At 57.1% G+C, this 19413-nt stretch carries 16 protein-coding genes and 1 other RNA gene; 9 read left to right on the forward strand and 8 right to left on the reverse strand.

Annotated features, from left to right (window positions below; translation table 11 throughout):
• Nucleotides 1-14 precede the first annotated feature (14 nt).
• The 3 genes from narQ to ACTG2S_RS15620 all read left to right on the forward strand — a co-directional run bounded on the left by narQ (nt 15) and on the right by ACTG2S_RS15620 (nt 3044).
• On the forward strand, nt 15-1727 hold the full coding sequence (gene narQ / locus ACTG2S_RS15610; protein WP_100653336.1) for a nitrate/nitrite two-component system sensor histidine kinase NarQ: 1713 nt from the start codon (nt 15-17) through the stop codon (nt 1725-1727).
• A complete protein-coding gene (gene narL, locus ACTG2S_RS15615) occupies nt 1727-2365 on the forward strand; it encodes a two-component system response regulator NarL (RefSeq protein ID WP_005334471.1) in 639 nt (212 codons plus the stop codon). The genes narQ and narL overlap by 1 nt, the downstream gene beginning before the upstream one ends.
• Before the next feature lie 103 nt (nt 2366-2468).
• Nucleotides 2469-3044, forward strand: a complete 576-nt coding sequence (locus ACTG2S_RS15620) for an LON peptidase substrate-binding domain-containing protein (protein ID WP_005334473.1) — start codon at nt 2469-2471, stop codon at nt 3042-3044.
• A 248-nt stretch (nt 3045-3292) separates the two neighbouring features.
• Here ACTG2S_RS15620 and ACTG2S_RS15625 read toward each other — a convergent pair whose 3' ends face one another.
• Together ACTG2S_RS15625 and ACTG2S_RS15630 are read right to left on the reverse strand one after the other, a co-directional pair.
• On the reverse strand, nt 3293-5389 hold the full coding sequence (locus ACTG2S_RS15625; RefSeq protein WP_274160347.1) for a hybrid sensor histidine kinase/response regulator: 2097 nt from the start codon (nt 5387-5389) through the stop codon (nt 3293-3295).
• A 31-nt stretch (nt 5390-5420) separates the two neighbouring features.
• A complete protein-coding gene (locus tag ACTG2S_RS15630) occupies nt 5421-6605 on the reverse strand; it encodes an FIST signal transduction protein (protein ID WP_274160348.1) in 1185 nt (394 codons plus the stop codon).
• Between the two features lie 113 nt (nt 6606-6718).
• On the opposite strand from ACTG2S_RS15630, the gene ACTG2S_RS15635 reads away from it, so the two are divergent.
• On the forward strand, nt 6719-7633 hold the full coding sequence (locus ACTG2S_RS15635; protein WP_439982833.1) for a gluconeogenesis factor YvcK family protein: 915 nt from the start codon (nt 6719-6721) through the stop codon (nt 7631-7633).
• Between the two features lie 39 nt (nt 7634-7672).
• Here ACTG2S_RS15635 and ACTG2S_RS15640 read toward each other — a convergent pair whose 3' ends face one another.
• The 3 genes from ACTG2S_RS15640 to lpcA all read right to left on the reverse strand — a co-directional run bounded on the left by ACTG2S_RS15640 (nt 7673) and on the right by lpcA (nt 9852).
• A complete protein-coding gene (locus ACTG2S_RS15640) occupies nt 7673-8008 on the reverse strand; it encodes an Hpt domain-containing protein (protein WP_005353511.1) in 336 nt (111 codons plus the stop codon).
• Between the two features lie 291 nt (nt 8009-8299).
• Complete coding sequence (locus tag ACTG2S_RS15645; protein WP_058059901.1) at nt 8300-9109, reverse strand: class II glutamine amidotransferase; 810 nt, start codon at nt 9107-9109, stop codon at nt 8300-8302.
• 164 nt (nt 9110-9273) lie between these two features.
• A complete protein-coding gene (gene lpcA / locus ACTG2S_RS15650) occupies nt 9274-9852 on the reverse strand; it encodes a D-sedoheptulose 7-phosphate isomerase (protein WP_005334485.1) in 579 nt (192 codons plus the stop codon).
• 255 nt (nt 9853-10107) lie between these two features.
• On the opposite strand from lpcA, the gene fadE reads away from it, so the two are divergent.
• A complete protein-coding gene (gene fadE, locus ACTG2S_RS15655; protein WP_439982837.1) occupies nt 10108-12564 on the forward strand; it encodes an acyl-CoA dehydrogenase FadE in 2457 nt (818 codons plus the stop codon).
• A gap of 178 nt (nt 12565-12742) precedes the next feature.
• Nucleotides 12743-14017, forward strand: coding sequence for an amidohydrolase (locus ACTG2S_RS15660; protein WP_439982839.1), 1275 nt, complete (start codon nt 12743-12745; stop codon nt 14015-14017).
• An 81-nt stretch (nt 14018-14098) separates the two neighbouring features.
• On the opposite strand, the gene ACTG2S_RS15665 is transcribed toward ACTG2S_RS15660, so the two are convergent.
• Entirely contained in the window at nt 14099-14446 is a 348-nt protein-coding gene (locus tag ACTG2S_RS15665; protein ID WP_042054648.1) for an RnfH family protein, read from the reverse strand.
• On the reverse strand, nt 14439-14873 hold the full coding sequence (locus tag ACTG2S_RS15670; protein ID WP_005334496.1) for an SRPBCC family protein: 435 nt from the start codon (nt 14871-14873) through the stop codon (nt 14439-14441). The genes ACTG2S_RS15665 and ACTG2S_RS15670 overlap by 8 nt, the downstream gene beginning before the upstream one ends.
• Before the next feature lie 169 nt (nt 14874-15042).
• Between ACTG2S_RS15670 and smpB the strand changes: the two genes are divergently transcribed.
• From smpB to ACTG2S_RS15685, 3 genes are all read left to right on the forward strand, one after another.
• Nucleotides 15043-15531, forward strand: coding sequence for an SsrA-binding protein SmpB (gene smpB / locus ACTG2S_RS15675; protein ID WP_005334498.1), 489 nt, complete (start codon nt 15043-15045; stop codon nt 15529-15531).
• 166 nt (nt 15532-15697) lie between these two features.
• Nucleotides 15698-16057: a transfer-messenger RNA gene (gene ssrA / locus ACTG2S_RS15680) on the forward strand.
• A 164-nt stretch (nt 16058-16221) separates the two neighbouring features.
• The gene (locus ACTG2S_RS15685) at nt 16222-17460 is read left to right on the forward strand and encodes an integrase domain-containing protein (protein ID WP_439982842.1); all 1239 of its coding nucleotides are present in this window, start codon (nt 16222-16224) and stop codon (nt 17458-17460) included.
• 151 nt (nt 17461-17611) lie between these two features.
• Here the strand turns inward: ACTG2S_RS15685 and ACTG2S_RS15690 are convergent, their stop codons facing one another.
• On the reverse strand, nt 17612-19378 hold the full coding sequence (locus ACTG2S_RS15690) for a hypothetical protein (RefSeq protein ID WP_439982844.1): 1767 nt from the start codon (nt 19376-19378) through the stop codon (nt 17612-17614).
• Between the last annotated feature and the right edge of the window lie 35 nt (nt 19379-19413).

Genomic DNA, 19413 nt, shown 5'->3' on the forward strand with positions numbered 1-19413 from the left:
AGGTGCGCATCAGTATGGGAAAACGGTTCAGGGTCCATTCGGTCAGCAGTGCCATTGGCCGCGCCATGGTGTTGATCCTCTTTATGGCCAGCCTGATCGCGCTGGTCGCCATGGTCACCCTCTTCTATTCGGTACCCGATGCCAAGGCGATCAACCTCTCCGGTTCGCTGCGGATGCAGGCCTACCGGATGGCCTACGAAATCGAGCGGGGCGACAGTGTGCTGGGGCGCCTCTCCCAGTTTGAAGAGACCCTGCACGCCGAAGAGCTGCAGGAGACCCAGCGCTGGATCACTCCTGCCTCCCTGCGTCGCACCTATGGCGAGGTGCTCGGCCAGTGGCAGGTGATGCGCCAGCACATTGAGGATCGCACCCCCAGACGGTACACCGATAACACCGAGCAGTTTGTGGCGGCCATCGACAATTTCGTCAATCAGATGCAGTACCACGTGGAATTCAAGGTGCGGATGCTGGCACTGGCAGAGGGGCTCGGCCTGCTGGCCATCATCACCATCGCCTGGTTCACGGTGCGCTTCACCCGCCAGCAGGTGGTCGCCCCCCTCAACCAGCTGGTCTACTGTGCCCGCCAGATCCAGCGGCAGGATTTCGATCTTCAGCTGCCCGCCCACGGCGAAAATGAGCTGGGGGAGCTGTCGCGCGCCTTCGTCACCATGGCAGACGAGCTGGGCAAACTCTATCGGGAGCTGGAGAACAAGGTGGAAGAAAAAACCGCCAAGCTGCAGCAGGCCAACGACACCCTCTCGTTTCTCTACTCGACCGCCCAGAAGCTACACGCCGCCCCGCTCAGCACCCGCACCCTCATCAAACTGCTGGACCGTGCTGCCGCCCACCAGCATATCGACCATATCCGGCTAACCCGCTTCGAGCACAACGCCATGCCGGTCTACATCTCGGGGCGCACCGGCTGGCCCGGCGATCTCGATGCGGTCGCCAGCTTTTATCTGCAGATGGATGAGCAAGAGTTCGGCCGCCTCGACATCATCAGCCAGCACCCCATCGATGAGCGGTTGATCAAGAACTTCACCATGCTGCTGGCTCAGGTGCTGCACAAAGACCAGACCCTGCTGCAACAACAGCGACTGCTGCTGATGGAGGAGCGGGCGGTGATCGCCCGCGAGCTGCACGACTCGCTGGCGCAGGCCCTCTCTTATCTCAAGATCCAGTCCACCCTGCTCAAGCGCTCTTACGCCAAGGGGCAGCATGACAAGGCGCAGGAGGCGATGCAGCAGATCGACGAGGGACTTAGCAATGCCTATACCCAGTTGCGCGAACTGCTCGGTACCTTCCGTCTCACCATTGGCGATGCCAATCTGGGGGAAGCGATCCGCGTCATGCTTGATCAGCTGCAACCCCAGACCCAGGCCGAGATCCGGTTCCATTACGGACTGGCCGACAACGATCTGGAGGCGGGCCAGCATATCCACATTTTGCAGCTGATCCGTGAGGCAGTGCTCAATGCCATCAAACATGCCAACGCGCAAGTGATTGATGTTAGCTGTGAGACCCTCGCCAGTGGTAACATTGAGGTTCAGATTTCAGATGACGGTGTCGGGATCGGACTCGCCAGCTCGGCGATCAACCATTACGGTTTGAGCATCATGAACGAGCGCGCCAGCAAACTGCACGGTCTGCTGACCATCAACGAGCAGCAACCACAAGGCACCTGCGTGCATCTGACCTTTCCCACCAGTCTAGCGAGAGACGCCTGATGGACGAGATGAAATACACAGTTCTGGTCGTAGATGACCATCCCCTCATGCGCAAAGGGATTGTGCAGTTGCTGGCTCTGGAAGAGAACATGGAGGTGACCGGTGAAGCCTCCAACGGCACAGATGCCGTGGCGCTGGCCAAAGAGTCCGAGCCGGACCTGATCCTGCTCGACCTCAATATGAAGGGGCTCTCCGGCCTCGATACCCTCAAGGCGCTGCGGGCCGAAGAGATCACCTCCCGGGTGGTGATCCTCACCGTCTCCGATGCCCGTCAGGATGTGGTGGCCCTGCTTAAGGCCGGTGCCGATGGCTATCTGCTCAAGGATACCGAACCTGATCTGCTGCTGGCCCAGCTGGCCGACGTGATGACGGGTAAACAGATCCTGAGCGAGCCGCTGCGCCCCTATCTCGAAAACATCTACGAGCTGGATCACCTGCAGCAGAAGCTGGAAAGCTTAACGCGTCGCGAAATGCAAATCCTGCGCGAAATTGCAAAAGGCCTCTCCAACAAACAGGTCGCCTCGGTACTCCATATCTCCGAGGGAACGGTCAAGGTTCACGTGAAGAGCCTGCTGAAGAAACTCGAGGCGCAAAGCCGCGTGGAAGCGGCTGTCATGTATCTGGAGCAGCGCAACTAAGCGCCCTCAACCGCCCGAAAAGCCACCCTCCGGTGGCTTTTTTCATTCTCTGGCACAGTCGCTGCATTGTCATATTCAGCAACTACTCAATGGAGGATGGAACATGAAACTACAACCTTTGGCACTGTTCCCCTTGCCTTCCCACATACTGCCGGGCGGCAAGCTTCCTCTGCGTCTGTTCGAGCCACGCCACCTGCAGATGCTCAAGGAGTCATTCATCAACGATCAGGGCTTTGGCATCGTGATGGAAGAGTCGACCACCTCGGGACAGTCCGGCCGCATTCTGCCGGTGGGCACCCGGGTCAAGGTGACTGACTTCTACACCCTCAATGATGGCCTGCTGGGTGTAACGGTGCTGGGACTGGAGCGCTTCTGCATCCACGAGATGGAAACAGACGAGATGGGCCTGCGCCGGGCCAAGGTGGAGATGCTGCCCAACTGGCCGAGCACCCACTCAGATTTCAACGACAAGCTACTGGTCAATCGCCTGCGGGAAGTGTTCGAGCAGTATCCGGAGCTTGATGAGCTCTATCCGGACAAGCGCTTTGAAGATGCCGCCTGGCTCTGCCAACGCTGGCTCGAGATATTGCCGATGCCGATTTATGAAAAGCAGATGCTGATTGCCAAACAAAACAGCGAAGCGGCCCGTAAATTTCTGCATCGCCTGATTTCACAATGACAAAAACAGCGTTGCAAAATGCAATTATTCCAACAATGAAAATGTGAAATTCGCATTTTGCGAGTAAGTAGGAACGCAAAACGCCATAACAAGAGAGAGCCGCTGCGCTAAACGGCCAAAATTGAACACAAAAGAGTCTAAAAAAGTTGGCACAGATTTTTCATATAGATTTGTACAACCCGATTTATCCCGTGCTCTCTTCAGTATTTGCTGAAGAACTGGTCAACCCACAAAGTTGACCATTTTTTTTATCCGCGCGTCGGCAACCGCTGACCAAAGTGACGCTGCAAACACTCTCTTAGCCGTGACAAGGTAATAGGCTTGGCGAGAAAGTCATCCATCCCCTGCGCCAGACAGCACGCCTTGTCCTCCGCCATCGCATTGGCCGTCAGGGCAACGATTGGCATGGTGCATCCCAACTCCCGCAACCGGCGAGTCGCTTCCAGTCCGTCCATCAGGGGCATCCGCATATCCATCAGGATCAGATCCGGGAGCTGCTCATCCACCTGCGCCAGCGCCTCCAGACCATTGGCTGCCAGCCGTACCTTGCCCACCAGTTTTTGCAGCATCAGCGATACCACCAGCTGATTTACCGGGCTGTCCTCCACCACCAGCACATCCAGTGGCAGCAGTGCCGAAGCCCCCTCCTCCCGCTGCGGCTGGCTATGACAAGGCAGCGCCATACCGGGCAGCTCGAACCAGAAGCAGCTTCCCTTGCCCGGCTCGCTCTTCAGGTGGATCTCTCCCCCCATAAGCGTCACCAGACGCTTGCTGATGGCAAGACCGAGACCGGTACCGGAAAAACGCCGGGTGGCCGAGTTGTCGACCTGGGAGAAGGGTTCAAACAGCAGCGCCTGATCCGCATCGGCGATCCCGATCCCGGTGTCGGAGACCGAGATAAGCAGCTTCTCATCCTGCCAACCCAGATGCAGTGTCACCTGCCCCTGTTCGGTAAATTTGAGGGCGTTGTCCAGCAGATTGCCCATCACCTGAGACAGACGCATCGGATCCCCCTGCAACTCCCGGGGGACCGACTCATCGACCCGATAAACCAGCGCGATCCCCTTGGCGGTCGCGCGAGCTTGCAGCGGCTCGACCAGAGATTGGCAAAGCTGGACGGGTTGCAGGGTCTCGCAGTGAAACACCAGGGTTTGCGACTCGATTTTCGAAAAATCGAGCACGTCGTCGATGATGGTTTGCAGCAATCTGGCCGAGTGGGTGGCATGGCGCAGCAGGCTCTGTTGCTCCGGCGCCAGCTCGGCATGCTGCACCAGATCGAGCATCCCCAACACCGCATTCATGGGCGAGCGGATCTCGTGGGTCATCATGGCGAGAAACTGGGACTTGGCACGGTTGGCCGCTTCAGCCTCATCACGTGCCCGCGCCAGCTCCTCTTCCCGGCGGATCTGGTTGCTGATATCCCGGGCTGTGCCGCGATAACCAATAAACAGGCCATCATGGTCAAAGCAAGGCTCGGCGCTCACCTCCATCCAGCAGGGGCCGTGTTGCAGCGCAACCTGCATCCGCACCCCTCGCACCGGCTGACGCAGCTCCAAAAGCTGCAGATATTTCTGGGCATCGCTGCTCTGCTTGTTGCAGACGTAGTCATAGAGGGTCGGCCGGGTCGCCTGCGGGGTCATCTCATCCAGATAACCCGGCTCTGAGGCGTAACTAAGGCGATGCTCGGCATCTGTTTCCCAGAACCAGTCCGAAGCCATGGCTGCGAAGCTGCGAAAACGGCGTTCGCTGGCCTGCAGCGCCTCGGTTTTTACCGCGACCTGCTCCTGCAAGCGGGCCCGATAGGTGATGTTGACCAGCGCCTGGGCGATAAGCGGACGGCAACGCTCCATGGCGGCCTTGCTGGTGAGATCGAAGGTGCCCGCCCGAGCGTGGCGGCAGATGAGGGTGGCGGTAAAACCGGGGGCCTGCAGCCCGGTCAGCATCACGCTGGCCCAGCCCGGCTCACTCGCCAGCGGCGCAAGCTCAGGGAGCTGGGCGGGATCGTAAATCACCAGGGTTTCACCCGAGATGGCGCGGGCAAATGCCGGGGTCATGCGCCAACCGCGGGCTGATAGCATTGGCTCGGTACTGAGGTGGGTACTTCCCTGCACCCCTTCCCAAGCCACCACATCAGCGTGCTCAAAGCCGATAAAGGGTTTGAGCACCTGGATAAGGCTCTCCAGCACCTGCTCCAGCGTCTTGGCATCGGCGAGGGTGGCAACCCCCCCCAGCAGAGTCTGGGACTCGTGACGATACTTGGCCTCGCGCTCGCGGCAACGCATAAGGTCGACCAGCGTGGTCTGCAATTTGTCGCCGAGGGCTTCCAGTTCACTGTTGCCAATCATCTTGTTGCCTGCTCTGTTATGTTCTGCCGACTCAACGGGTCAGGAAAATCACGCTCGATACCATCAGGTTGCCGTGGGCCAGCTCGCCATTGGGCAGCCGCCCCTGCTCGCCGAAGGTAAAGGGGGTGATAAAGGGGATCTTGCCGAGGCGAGCCTGGCTCTGCTCGACAAATTGGCACAACATATCACCTAGCGCCAAACGGCAACCAGCACAAAAGATGATGAGAGCGCCGATAGGCTGCAATTCCACATCGACCCCATACCCTGGCTCGACGCGCATGGCATTGAGGCTGCGCTGCAACAACCCTTCCTGACTGCTGTACATCAACAGCAGACGCTCCCCTTGCACCACATCGGTAAAGAGCCGCAGCCCGCCCTGTTCGGTCACAGCTTCAGGATGGGAGAGTTTGTAGTAAGGAATGCCATCCAGCGCTCCCACCTGACGAGCCAGCGGGGTGAGCGTGGTCTCCCGCAAAATCGCCCCTACCGGCCAGGGCTGCTCGCGCCCGCACCAGCGGGCATAGACCTCGGCGGCAGGCTGATGATCGATGGTGAGTACCTCCCGCCCGTTGCAGGTGGTGATCTCGCCTCTGAATTCGGCAGGCACGTAGCCCGAATGAAACTGAAAGGCCAGCTGGCAATCGGGATAGAGCACCGCCAGACCGATGCCATCCTGACTCACAGCCTCATCCCAGCAGAGTTGCCAGTCACCGCTGACGCTGTTATCTGCCGCGGACCCACCGACAACCGGCACCGAGGCACCGAGTTCTGCCTCGATACCGGCCAGCAGCCCCTCTTCCTTGCCGGGACTGGCATGAAACAGGATCAGCTGGGGCAGCTCGCCCGGTCGACCACAATCGCTCATGGCTCGGCGCAGCAACTGCCGCACATCCACCCCGTCACCGCTGGCACCGGCCACCCCGAAGGCCCCTTTCTCGTCGTACAGGGCAGCAACCGCCAGCCCATATCCGTCTCGGGCGTGGTGTCCCATCTCGGTCATGACACCACCGCAAGAGCTGCACCCAAGCAGGCGGGTCGTCGGGAACTGGCGTTTGAGCGCGTCGCGCAGTATCGCCCCCTCATGGGCTTGGGTAAAATAGAGTAACAGCAGGGAGGGGGCCTGATCGGCATGGTGGCGCAGCTGCGCGCAGATATCTTGGGCCGCCAACGATGAATTCTGGGCGAGGGAGTGAACGGTCAGAAATTTCAACACCATCTCCTTGTTTTATCGAATGGCAGCCTCAAGCAAAAATCATACCTTTATCAAACAATTATCTCGCTTCACTTGCTAACATAGCGGTCAACTGAGACCAATGACAGGACGCCCATATGTGGCAAAAAAACATCAATGACTTCGATCGGGTCGTTGCCATCGGTGGTGGCCACGGCATGGGGCGAGTGCTTTCGTCCCTCTCGTTTCTCGGTCAACGGCTCACCGGCATCGTCACCACCACAGATGATGGTGGCTCGACCGGACGCCTGCGCAAGAGTCAGGAGTGCATCGCCTGGGGCGATCTGCGCAACTGCCTGAACCAACTGGTGACCGATCCCAGCATCGGCAGCCTGTTGTTCGAGTACCGCTTCGCCGGCAAAGGCGAGCTGGCGGGCCACAACCTTGGCAACTTGATGCTGCTGGCGCTCGATAATCTCTGTGTCCGTCCTCTTGATGCTATCAAGCTGATCAGTGACATGCTCAAAATCGAGTCACAATTGCTACCCATGTCTGAATTTCCCACCGATCTCTGCGCCCATATGGAGTGTGGCACCCAGATCCTGGGAGAGGTATCCATCGATCAACTGGCAACACCGCCCCTATCCCTCGGCCTGATGCCGGAGGTGCAAGCGACCCGGGAAGCGGTGCTGGCACTGCAGCAGGCGGACATGATCATTCTGGGGCCGGGCAGTTTTCTCACCTCCATCATGCCGCCACTGCTGCTGGCCGAGATCGCCCAGGCCATCAACGAGAGCAGCGCCATGCTGGTTTTCGTCTGCAATCTGGTGGCGGAAAACGGCCCTGCCAGTCAGCTGGATCTGATGAGTCAATGTCGCTGGCTGGAATCCCGGGTCGGTCAGGGTCGGCTGGATGCCATCCTGGCCCCACAAGGCGCGGGTGATGCGGGGGACTGGCAAGGGCGTGTGATCGAAGCCGATCTGGGCGAGCTTGAGCTGCCCCATCGGCACGATCGGTTGAAGCTGAAACTGGCGCTGGACCGGATCATCCAGCAACTGCTCAACCAGCGTTAGGCTACGGTCACGGCGCCCCGGCATCCCTGCATGGCGCCGTTACTGATAATCGGCAAGAAACGCGAGCACCTGGGGCAAGGAGGCCTCCAGCAGTTGCAACTGGCGCTCTGCCTCGGCCACATCGGCCTGCTTGCTGGCCATCTCCAGCGCCATCACCTGCTGATAGCTCGGCATGGCGCCGTAGCTGCCACAGGATGATTTCATGCTGTGCGCCACCCGAGCCAGCGCCTCCCACTCTCCCTGCTCATAGAGGGGTCTGAGCTGACTCAGCTGCTCGCCCACCTCTTCAATAAAGACTGCGATGACCACGGGCAGCATATCCGGACCGATATCCTCTGCCAGCTGCTGCAACACCTTGCGATCCACCCACTCCATGCGAGGCTCCTCCAAAACGGTATTCAAACAGACCATACTATAGATAGTTTTCGATGTCGTGGCTCACGACCAGGCTGTGATGAAGCACCCGATTGGATGGCTCAGGGAATAAAGTGGCAAAAAATGTGATCAGTATCGAAATAGCGATGCTGAAACGCCCGTCAAGACAACAACTTGATTGCCACAAATTAACAATTGATCAACACTCAATGCCGTCAGAGTGATGATGCTCAGCAACACCTCTCATCCCTTTTGCCTTTTATGGCTGCTGCGAAGAACCAGGGTAGGTATCTACCCTGGTATTTTTTTATCTTGCTCAAGCGCGACTTGGTTGGTCGCCACCCGCTCCCCCATGCGAAACAGATTGAATTCGCCGGGCGCCATTTTGACCCAATTCTCATTGCCGGTCAGCGGACGGGTGGTAATCAGGGTCACCACATCGTTGGGGGTGGTCTCCCTTTGGAAGTCGATCACCACCTCCTCATCCAGCAGGCTCGCCTCGCCAAAGGGCGCACAGCGAGTCAGCCAGTGCAGGTTGTTGCTGCAGTAGCTCATCACATACTCCCCGTCCGAGAGCAGCATGTTGAACACTCCGAACGTTCTGAGCTCATCACACAGGGTGGCGAGATAGCGAAACATGGCGGGAAAGTTGGCCGGACGCTTGGGATATTTCTGCTCCAGCCGATCGAGCAGCCAGCAGAAGGCGTGCTCGCTGTCGGTATCCCCCACCGGACGGTGGCGGCCGGTGGGCAGCTTCTTGTAGCCGGTCAGCTGACCGTTGTGGGCGAAGGTCCAGTAACGGCCCCACAACTCACGGGTAAAGGGGTGGGTATTTTCCAGCGACACGCAGCCACGGTTGGCTTGCCGAATGTGGCTGACCACGGCGCAGCTCTTGATGGGCAGCGCCTGTACCAGTCTGGCGATGGGAGATTGGGCGCTGGGCTCGGGATCCTTGAAGGTGCGAAAGCCCTTCCCCTCGTAGAAGGTGATCCCCCAGCCATCCTTGTGGGGCCCGGTCTTGCCGCCGCGCAGCATCAACCCGGTAAAGCTGAAGCAGATATCGGTCGGCACATTGGCACTCATGCCGAGCAGTTCGCACATATCCGGCAGACTCCTTTCATGATTTGGCTTGTGTCATGTTCGACCAGCACGCTGGTTCGACAGACAACAGGGGAAGGCGCAATCCCTTCCCCTGTGACTGGCAACAACCGGCAGATGGCAAACCATGCAACCGGTGATGCCCTTGTCTGGTAGTGACAGCCTGATTACTTGGCCATCTCTTTTTCGACCAGCTGGATCAGGATGTGGATCACCTTGATGTGTACTTCCTGAATACGGTCGGCATAGCCAAAGTGCGGCACGCGGATCTCGACATCCGCCAGACCTGCCATCTTGCCGCCATCCTTGCCGGTCAGGGCGATCACTTTCATCCCTTTGGCGCGGGCCGCCTCGATGGCTTTCAGGATATTGCCGGAGTTGCCGCTGGTGGAGATGCCAAGCAGCACGTCGCCACGGCGGCCGACCGCTTCTACGTAGCGGGAGAAGACATAGTCATAGCCAAAGTCGTTGGAGACGCAGGAGAGGTGGCTCGGATCGGAGATGGCGATACCGGCATAACCCGGGCGGTTCTCGCGGTAACGACCGGTCAGCTCTTCGGCGAAGTGCATGGCGTCACAGTGGGAGCCACCGTTGCCACAAGAGAGCACCTTGCCCTCTTCCTTGAAAGAGTCAGCCAGCAGTTTGGCGGCCGCTTCGATGTTTTTCAGGTTCTGCTCATCAGCCAGGAAGGCCTGCAGCACGCTGGCAGCTTCGGTCAGTTCATTGCGGATCAATTCTTGGTACATGATGTCTCTTCCACTGTTTTTAGTGTGCGTGTAGATCGCGACTATTCTCGCACAAGCGAATCGCACAGTCGCCCCCCTGCGAGCCACAGCGCTGGCGGCGCGTGAGCGTTATGGGGATCACAGAGAGAAGGTAATGAAGATGTAAACAGCTTGATAACTTTGTGCGTATGAATTACAACAGGGGCCATATCCAACAGGTCAGACCTCTGGATCAGTTACGCCACGTTGGCAACCTAACCACGCAAGGAGCAAGCAATGACGACGACCCTCACTCTGCTCGGGGTGATCCTGGTTATCGGAGCCCTGGCCTATCGCCGGGCATCCCTGTTCATCTCCACCCTGGTCACCGGCGCCGCCCTGGTGCTTGGCGCCATCTATGGTCATGTGCCCTTGCTGGTATGGGCGCTGTTCGCGGTGATCGCCATCCCGCTCAATCTGGTGGAATTTCGCCGCAATCAAATAACCAAGCCGCTGTTCAAGATCTACAAATCGATCATGCCGGAGATGTCCCGCACCGAGAAAGAGGCGATTGAAGCGGGCACCACCTGGTGGGAAGCCGATCTGTTCGCGGGCAACCCGGACTGGAAAAAGCTGCACGCCATCCCTGTAAGCGCCCTCTCTGCCGAAGAGCAGGCCTTTATGGATGGTCCGGTCGAGGAAGTATGCCGCATGGTGAGCGACTGGGAAGTGACCCACGAGCGCGCGGATCTCTCCCCCGAGGTGTGGCAATACCTGAAGGACAACAAGTTCTTCGCCATGATCATCAAGAAGAAATATGGCGGTCTGGAGTTTTCGGCCTACGCCCAGTCCTGTGTCCTGCAAAAGCTGTGCGGTGCCAGCGCCGTGCTCGCCTCCACCGTTGGCGTACCCAACTCGCTGGGCCCGGGCGAACTGCTGCAACACTATGGCACTGACGAGCAGAAGGATTACTACCTGCCCCGCCTGGCGGTAGGCAAAGAGATCCCCTGCTTCGCCCTGACCAGCCCGGAAGCGGGTTCTGATGCCGGTTCCATCCCCGACTTCGGTATCGTCTGCAAGGGCGAGTGGGAAGGCAAAGAGGTGCTCGGTATGCGCCTCACCTGGAACAAGCGCTACATCACGCTCGCCCCCATTGCTACCGTGCTTGGTCTGGCCTTCAAACTGCGTGACCCCGAGCACCTGCTGGGTGAAGAGGAAGAGCTCGGTATCACCTGCGCCCTGATCCCCACCCACATCAAGGGTGTCGGCATCGGCCGTCGCCACTTCCCGCTCAACGTGCCGTTCCAGAACGGCCCGACCCAGGGCAAGGATGTGTTCGTCCCGCTCGATTTCATCATCGGTGGCCCGGCCATGGCCGGTCAGGGCTGGCGTATGCTGGTCGAGTGTCTGTCGGTCGGCCGCGGTATCACCCTGCCCTCCAACAGCACCGGTGGCGTCAAGATGCTGGCCCTGGCGAGCGGCGCCTACAGCCGCATCCGTCGCCAGTTCAAGCTGCCCATCGGCAAGATGGAAGGGATTGAAGAGCCGCTGGCCCGCATCGGTGGCAACGCCTACATCATGGGCGCCGCAGCCAACCTGACCGTGACCGGTATCGACCTTGGCGAGAAGCCCTCGGTCATCTCCGCCATCGTCAAATACCACCTCACCGACCGTGCCCAGAAGTGCATCATCGATGCCATGGACATCCACGGCGGCAAGGCCATCTGCATGGGTCCCAACAACTATCTGGCCCGTGGCTATCAGGGTGCGCCCATCGCCGTTACGGTGGAAGGGGCCAACATCCTGACCCGCAGCATGATCATCTATGGTCAGGGCGCTATCCGCTGCCACCCGTATGTACTGCCGGAGATGCTGGCTGCCAGCCATCCCGACAAGGAGCAGGCGCTGAAAGATTTCGACAAGGCAGTATTCAGCCACGTCGGCTTTGCCATCAGCAACCTGGTGCGCAGCTTCTGGCTGGGTGTGACCGGCGCACGCTTTGCCGCGGCCCCTTACAAGGACCAGACCAAGGGCTACTACCAGCAACTCTCCCGCCTCTCGGCCAACCTAGCGTTCCTGTCAGACATGGCGATGGGCACCCTGGGTGGCGAGCTCAAGCGCAAGGAGCGGGTCTCCGCCCGCCTTGGCGACGTGCTGAGCCAGCTTTATCTGGCTTCCAGCGCCCTCAAGCGCTATCAGGACGAGGGACGCCAGCAGGCCGACCTGCCGCTGCTGCACTGGGCACTGCAAGATGCCATGTTCAAGGCACAAGAGGCGATCGACGAGCTGCTGCGCAACTTCCCGAACCGCTGGATTGGTCTGGCCCTGCGTGCCGTAGTACTGCCGCTGGGTCGCGACCTGAACCGTCCGTGCGACAAGCTGGATCAACAGGTTGCCCGTCTGCTGCAAACCCCGAGCGAAACTCGCAGTCGCCTGGCCAAGGGTCAGTATCTGACCCGCGAAGAGGGCAACCCCTTCGGTCTGCTGGAGCAGGCGCTTGATGACGTGCTGGCCGCCGAGCCGCTGTTCGAGAAAGTCTGCAAGAGCGATAGCATCAAGCGCCCCTTCATGGCGCTGGACAAGGTGGCCGACATTGGTCTGGCTGCTGGCGTACTGACCCAGAGCGACGCGGAGCTGCTGCGCCGCGCCGAGATCAGTCGCCTGCGCACCATCAACGTCGATGATTTTGACCCCATCGATCTGGTGGCCAACAAGAAGCTGTTTGAAGCCTCCGCTTACCATCACGCGGCCTGATAACACCCCATCGACAACGCCTCCCTTGTGGAGGCGTTTTTTATGTTCTGCCGCCACTCTCAGCAGCCCCACTGCCACAACCCGCTACCACAGCTCCCCCGACCAGCTGCAACCCCCGTGTGGTCAGCCGGGAAAAAAGGCACAATAGCCGACAAATCGAATCACCAAGGAAGCCAAGATGACCCTTGAGCACCTGATCCTGTGGCGCCGCGACCTGCACCGCCTGCCGGAAGCCGCCTGGAAAGAGTTTCGCACCACCAGCCTGATTGCCCACCACCTGAGCGAGCTCGGTTATCGCATTGTGCTTGGCGACAAACTGCTGGCCAGCAATCTGATGATGGGCCGTGATGTGGATGTGGCGGCCGAGAAGGCTCGCGCCCGTCGTCAGGGAGCCCATCCCGACTGGCTGGAGCGGATCGGCGATGTCACTGGCCTGATGGGAGAGCTGGATACCGGCCGTCCCGGTCCGACCCTGGCCTTTCGCTTCGATATCGACGCGGTGGAGGTGGAAGAGTCCGATGCCGAACATCACCAGCCGCAGCAAGAGGGTTTTGCCTCCCACAACAAGGGGTGGATGCACGCCTGCGCCCACGATGGCCACACCGCCATCGGCATGGGGCTGGCCAGCAGCCTGATGGCGATGAAGGAGCAGCTGTGCGGCCGCATCAAGCTCTTCTTCCAGCCCGCCGAAGAGGGGTGCCGCGGTGGCAAGGCGCTGGCTGCCGGTGGCGCACTCGATGACGTAGATGCCCTGCTCTCGCTCCATATCGGTATTCACGCTGGCAGCGGCGAGCTGGTGATCAATCCCACCGAGTTTCTCTGCTCCACCAAGTTCGACGTCCACTTTATGGGCACCGCCGCCCATGCAGGGCTCGAGCCCAATGCCGGCAGCAATGCGCTGGCAGCCGCCTGCATGGCCACCACCGCCATGCTAGGCATCCCCCGCCACCGCGACGGCATGACCCGCATCAACGTCGGCCAGCTTCACGCTGGCAGCGGCCGCAACGTCATTCCCGATCATGCCGAGCTGCGCGGTGAAACCCGCGGCGCCGACAGCACGCTCAACGACTACATGTTCAGTCAGGTACAGCGCATCGTCGAAGGTACCGCCCTCGCCCACGGCGTCACCTACCGCATCATCAAGCAGGGTGAGGCCATTGCCCTCGACAACAGCCCGGCGCTGCAAGCCGAGCTGGCGGCGCTGGCCCGCAAGCAGGGGCTCGCCACTATCCAGACTCGCCGCTTTGGCGCCAGCGAAGATGCCGGTTTTCTGATGGAGCGGGTGCAAAAACAGGGGGGCGAAGCGGCTTACCTCATTCTGGGGGCCGATCTGGCGGCACCACACCATCACAACGAATTCGATTTCGATGAGCGGGTGATGCAAAGCGGGGTAGAGCTACTGGCCGCCTGGGCCCGTGCCCGACTGGGTGTGGCAGAAGCAGCCCTCTCTTGATATCCCCTCGGCAAGCTCACCGGCTAACGGGATCAAAAAAAGGCGCCTCGGCGCCTTTTTTCTGCAAGAAAAACCTGAGAGCTACTCGCGGAGCTTGCGATGCACATCGGGGCGACCACCGGTCACGCTATCGGCTCTCCCCTCCTCTTTGGCCTTCTCGGCCCGCTTTTTGCGCATCTCGCGGGGATCGGCGATGAGCGGGCGGTAGATCTCGATACGATCGCCGTCGTGCAGCGGCTCGCTCCCTTTCACCGGGCGGCTGTAGATGCCGAACTTGTTGACCGCCAGATCGATCTCGGGGTGTTTTTGCACGATGCCGGACTGCTCGATGGCCGCCAGCACGCAGGTCTCGGGCGCAACCCGCAGCGCAATCACCGTCTGCTGCTGCGGCAAGGCATAGACAACCTCGATGTTGAGCTGGTCAGACACCGTAGACCTCCTTCGCCCGGTTGGAGAAGGCGGAGACCATGGAGCTCACCAGATCACGGAACACCTGGCCAAAGGCCACTTCGATGAGCTTGGAGGTGAATTCGAAATCGAGATCAAACTCCACCTTGCAGGCGTCGACATCGAGCGGGGTAAAGGTCCACCAGCCCGCCAGCTTGCGGAAGGGGCCATCCACCAGCTCCATCCTGATCTGACGGTTCACATCCAGCTGATTGCGGGTGGTAAAGGTCTTGGCAATCCCCGCCTTGGCCACATCGACCGACGCCATCATGTAGTCATCGCCAGCCTCGTGGACACGGCTGCCGACACAGCCGGGCAAAAACTGCGGATAGGCATCCACATCGTTAACCAACTTGAACATCTGTTCTGCACTGAACATCACCAGGGCACTGCGCGTAATTCGGGGCATGGCTTTTCCTCATCCAATCGGCGCGATTTTATCACCATGTTTGGGGTTGTGGAGGTAAAACCTCAGCCAAACCGCTCAGAAAGCCACCACTTGACCTGCTGCGCGTTTTACAGCCGCCCCTGCCTACGTATAATACGAGCCTCCTAGTCATTGCCGGAAATCGCCCGTCATGAGCAAAAAAAACAGTAAAAACAAAGCCGGGTCCAGCACCATTGCACTCAACAGAACCGCGCGCCACGAATACTTCATCGAAGAGAAGATCGAAGCGGGTCTGTCCCTGCAAGGGTGGGAAGTCAAATCCCTGCGGGCGGGCAAGGCCAACATCAGCGAAGCCTATGTCATCTTCCGCGATGGCGAGGCCTATCTGTTCGGCTCCAGCTTCCTGCCACTGCAAGCGGCCTCCAGCCATGTGGTATGTGACCCGACCCGCACCCGCAAACTGCTGCTGAGCCGTCGTGAACTCGACAAGCTCGAAAGCCTGATTGCCCGTCAGGGCTACACCATAGTTCCCCTCGCCCTCTACTGGAAACAGTGCTGGGTCAAGGTCGAGATCGGCCTGGTGAAGGGCAAGAAAGAGCACGACAAGCGCGAAGATACCAAGGCCCGCGAATGGGATCGGGAGAAAGCCCGCATCATGAAGAACAAGCATCGCGGCTAACCTGCGACTGGCAGGATCAGAACGCCAGTTCACCTTCCCCCGGCGCAGCTGGCTCTTCAGGCTCAGCTGCGTACAATAAATCGGCAAACAGACTGGCTGCCAGAGGGAATGGGTATCAACGCCTTGCTATGACAGCATTTTTGCGTACAATCGCAATTAACAACTTGGGGCTGATTCTGGATTCGACAAGATTCACGAAACCCAAGGTGCATGCCGAGGTGCGGTAGGCCTCGTTAATAAACCGCAAAAAAATAGTCGCAAACGACGAAAACTACGCACTAGCAGCTTAATAACCTGCATAGAGCCCTTCTACCCTAGCTTGCCTGTGTCCTAGGGAATCGGAAGGTCATCCTTCACAGGATCGTGTGGAAGTCCTGCTCGGGGCGGAAGCATTAAAACCAATCGAGCTAGTCAATTCGTGGCGTGTCTCTCCGCAGCGGGTTGGCGAATGTAAAGAGTGACTAAGCATGTAGTGCCAAGGATGTAGTAATTTTGGACGGGGGTTCAAATCCCCCCAGCTCCACCAAATACCGGTCCAACAGTGACCAACGAAGTCCAAGAAACCCGCATAGCATAAGGCTTTGCGGGTTTTTTGTTGTCTTATGCTGTCCAATGGGGTGCGTTGCCATCCAGCCCTTTTAGGCATATCGTTAGGCATATCGTTTTGTATGCCTTCCGGAGCGTATGCCTATGCCTCGTATCACCCGCCCCTTGTCACCAACCGAGATCAAAGCAGCCAAGCCCAAAGAGAAGGAATACACCCTCTGCGACGGGGCGGGCCTGGAGCTCGTCATCAAGCCCAATGGTTCCAAGCTGTGGCGCCTGCGTTACTATCGCCCCCTTAGTAAACAGAGAAACATGATCAGCTTTGGCTCCTGGCCGGAGATGTCGTTGGCTGAAGCGAGAGAAAAACGCTCCGAAGCCAAATCCCTGTTACTGCAAAGCATTGATCCTCAGCATCATCGTGATGAACAAGCATCCGCTGCGTTATCACAGAGCGAGCACACCTTTGAAGCCGTTGCCAAGCGCTGGCTTGATGTCAAACGCCCTTCCGTCACCCCAGCTTATGCCGAGAATCTCTGGCGTTCGCTCGAAATGTACCTGTTCCCCGAGATAGGCACAGTGCCCGTTATGGAAATAAAGGCACAGCGAGCCATCAAGATCATTGAGCCTATCGCAGCAGCAGGAAAACTCGAAACCGTGCGTCGCCTCACCCAGCGGGTGAACGAAATCATGACCTTCGCCGTCAACTCTGGTCTGATCGATGCCAACCCTTGCTCGGGGATCAGCAAGGTGTTTCAGCGTCCAGCCAAACAGCACATGCCCAGTATTAACCCCAACCAGTTGCCGGAACTGATGAACAGGCTATCGAAGGCCAGCATCAATTTGCAGACCCGCTGCCTCATCGAATGGAGCCTGCATACCTTAGCTCGCCCCAGCGAGGCTGCAGGAGCCCGGTGGGCAGAGATCGATATGGAAAAGAAACTCTGGCGGATCCCACCAGAGAGAATGAAGAAGCGCAGAGGTCATGATGTGCCATTAACACCACAGACCCTTGCCTATCTGGAACTCATGCGACCGATCAGTGGCCATCGTGAATTTATCTTCCCTGGTATCCGTAATCCTAAAACGCACACCAACGAGCAAACAGCCAATGCGGCCTTAAAACGAATGGGATATGAAGGGACCTTGGTCGCTCATGGCCTGCGAGCCTTGGGCAGCACAACCCTTAACGAGAGAGGATTTGATCGAGACGTTATCGAGTCCGCCTTGTCACATTCTGACAAGGACGAGGTGCGTAGCGCCTATAACCGCACGGATTATCTGGAACGTCGCAGAGAAATGATGGTCTGGTGGTCAGAGCATATAGATGCCGCATCCAAGATCGGCTCAGCGCTGACGTGGATGCCGTCCACAAAAGCAGGATAATCATTATCCATATAAGGCTTGGTTGTCCAAATCGCGACACTACCTGCAATCTCGATGATCCTGTAGAGGGCTCTACAGGATCATCAGATGGACCCGCCAATGAATTGAGCCGTGAGTAATAGCTATTGGGCTGAGGATTAACTCCATGGGGTTAATTTCGCATAGAGCATAACTTTATGATTTTTTTTAACTCGGTGCGAGAAGATGAGGGGGGTTTGCTTTCTTGCATTAAAGTTTTTTTATTGACTCTGTGGCTAGATGTATCGCGAACCTCATTAAGCGTACTGCTCAAGCCTTTCAAGTTTAGCTTCATGAGAAACAATTTTGCCATACTGCTTTTGATGATATCAAGCAGCATATGACCATTGCTCGGAATGCCTACAGTCATTTCTCTTTGTAGGCCATCAGGCATTTTTTTCAACATTGGTAAATGCCGCATCTGAAATGTATTCTTTATCATGAACTGATATTGCCTGTTAGTATTCGCAGCTGCAGTCAATGAGTCTGATTGTTCGATTAATATTTCCGGGGTAGCGACAAGAGGAGTAATATATTTATTATCGATAAGGAGAGCCGAAAACAGCGTCATCGCATAGCTTCCGGACTGAGCCTGAGATGTGTCATCACCACCGTATTTTTTTACACACTGGAGCCAACGAGCCTGTACTTCCTTTAAAAAGATGAAACTATCAAAAATTGCCATTTTTTTATGCAAATCATCGACAATATTTTCCGTCGTCATGTGAGGTGTGTCATCTTTTTTTTGAGCCTTCAATATGCCAATAAGATCGTCCAAATTCCTACCCTGTTGGGTGTCAACATTGAGTCTCTTTGCTAATAACTCAGAGTACTTCTTGCTACGTGGGATTTGTGTAAACAAGCGAATGCTTTTTGATATTCTCTTGTCATACTTGCACAGCAGTCTGAATGACCCATTATGATAATCGAACGGATACGCATCCCTAGGGAAACGCAATGTGATAAACGCCTCTTGATACCATGGCATCGTCTCTGGTGCATGAAGCGAACTCAATATGTTGACAAAGCCTTTTAATGTGGTGGTTTTTCTCAAGTTTGTATTAAAGTCAGTTATCGCCCTACTGAAACGGTCTGCATGAGCTTGAATTCCCGCATGGTCTTTTTTATTACCTATATATCCATCAAACTCAAATCTAACTTTAATAATGACATTTAAAAACTGTTTATCTCGATGCAATTGTTCCAAAAAATGATAAAATTTAGTAATGTGTTCAGTCGCATTTTTCTCAAAATTACTGACATTTGCATTCAAGTCTTTCCTGAGTAGGTCCTTAAGCAAGACGCAGGCTCTTTCATTGGTTTTATTTGCAATTTCCGTTGCCTGCTTAACAATGCCAATGATAAGTTGCTCCGAAATATCAGTATGCATAGATATAGACGCCGTGATATCGTCGTCAAAAACTAGGTGCTCAGAATAACAGCTGATAATGTTGATACACTCTTGGGTGGAGAAGTAATTGGCATAGGGATGTAATGTGTAATGCCGGAAATGCCGATGTGTGATATTAAGGAGATACAAGATGGTTAAAAAATATGAACCTATCTTCGTTAGTGGCAAAATACTGATCGTTTGAAAATCAGCTCGTGAGTGAAATCGCTCGATAGACTTCTCAATACTCACCAGTTCAAAGATCTGCCACTCATCCTCAGGAGTGCAGCCAAGCAGTTCCTTTAACTTCTCAATCAACGCTAAGGCATAGTACAAATTCCGGTGATGCTCGTCGCCATGACCATGTCGCAATCGCCACGGCTTTTTGCTCTTTTCACAAGCCATTCGAAGTGGACCGAGCTCATCAAACGATATTGCTATATCAAATGAAACTTGCCGTGCAAGCTCCAACAACTTGAGTCGCAACCAATCTCCCTTTGATGTAGCCACCCCAACCTCCTATGCTTATCAATACTCAATGAAAA

It is taken from the genome of Aeromonas sp. 82P (genome assembly GCF_051919365.1).
Classification (GTDB): Bacteria; Pseudomonadota; Gammaproteobacteria; order Enterobacterales; family Aeromonadaceae; genus Aeromonas; species Aeromonas veronii.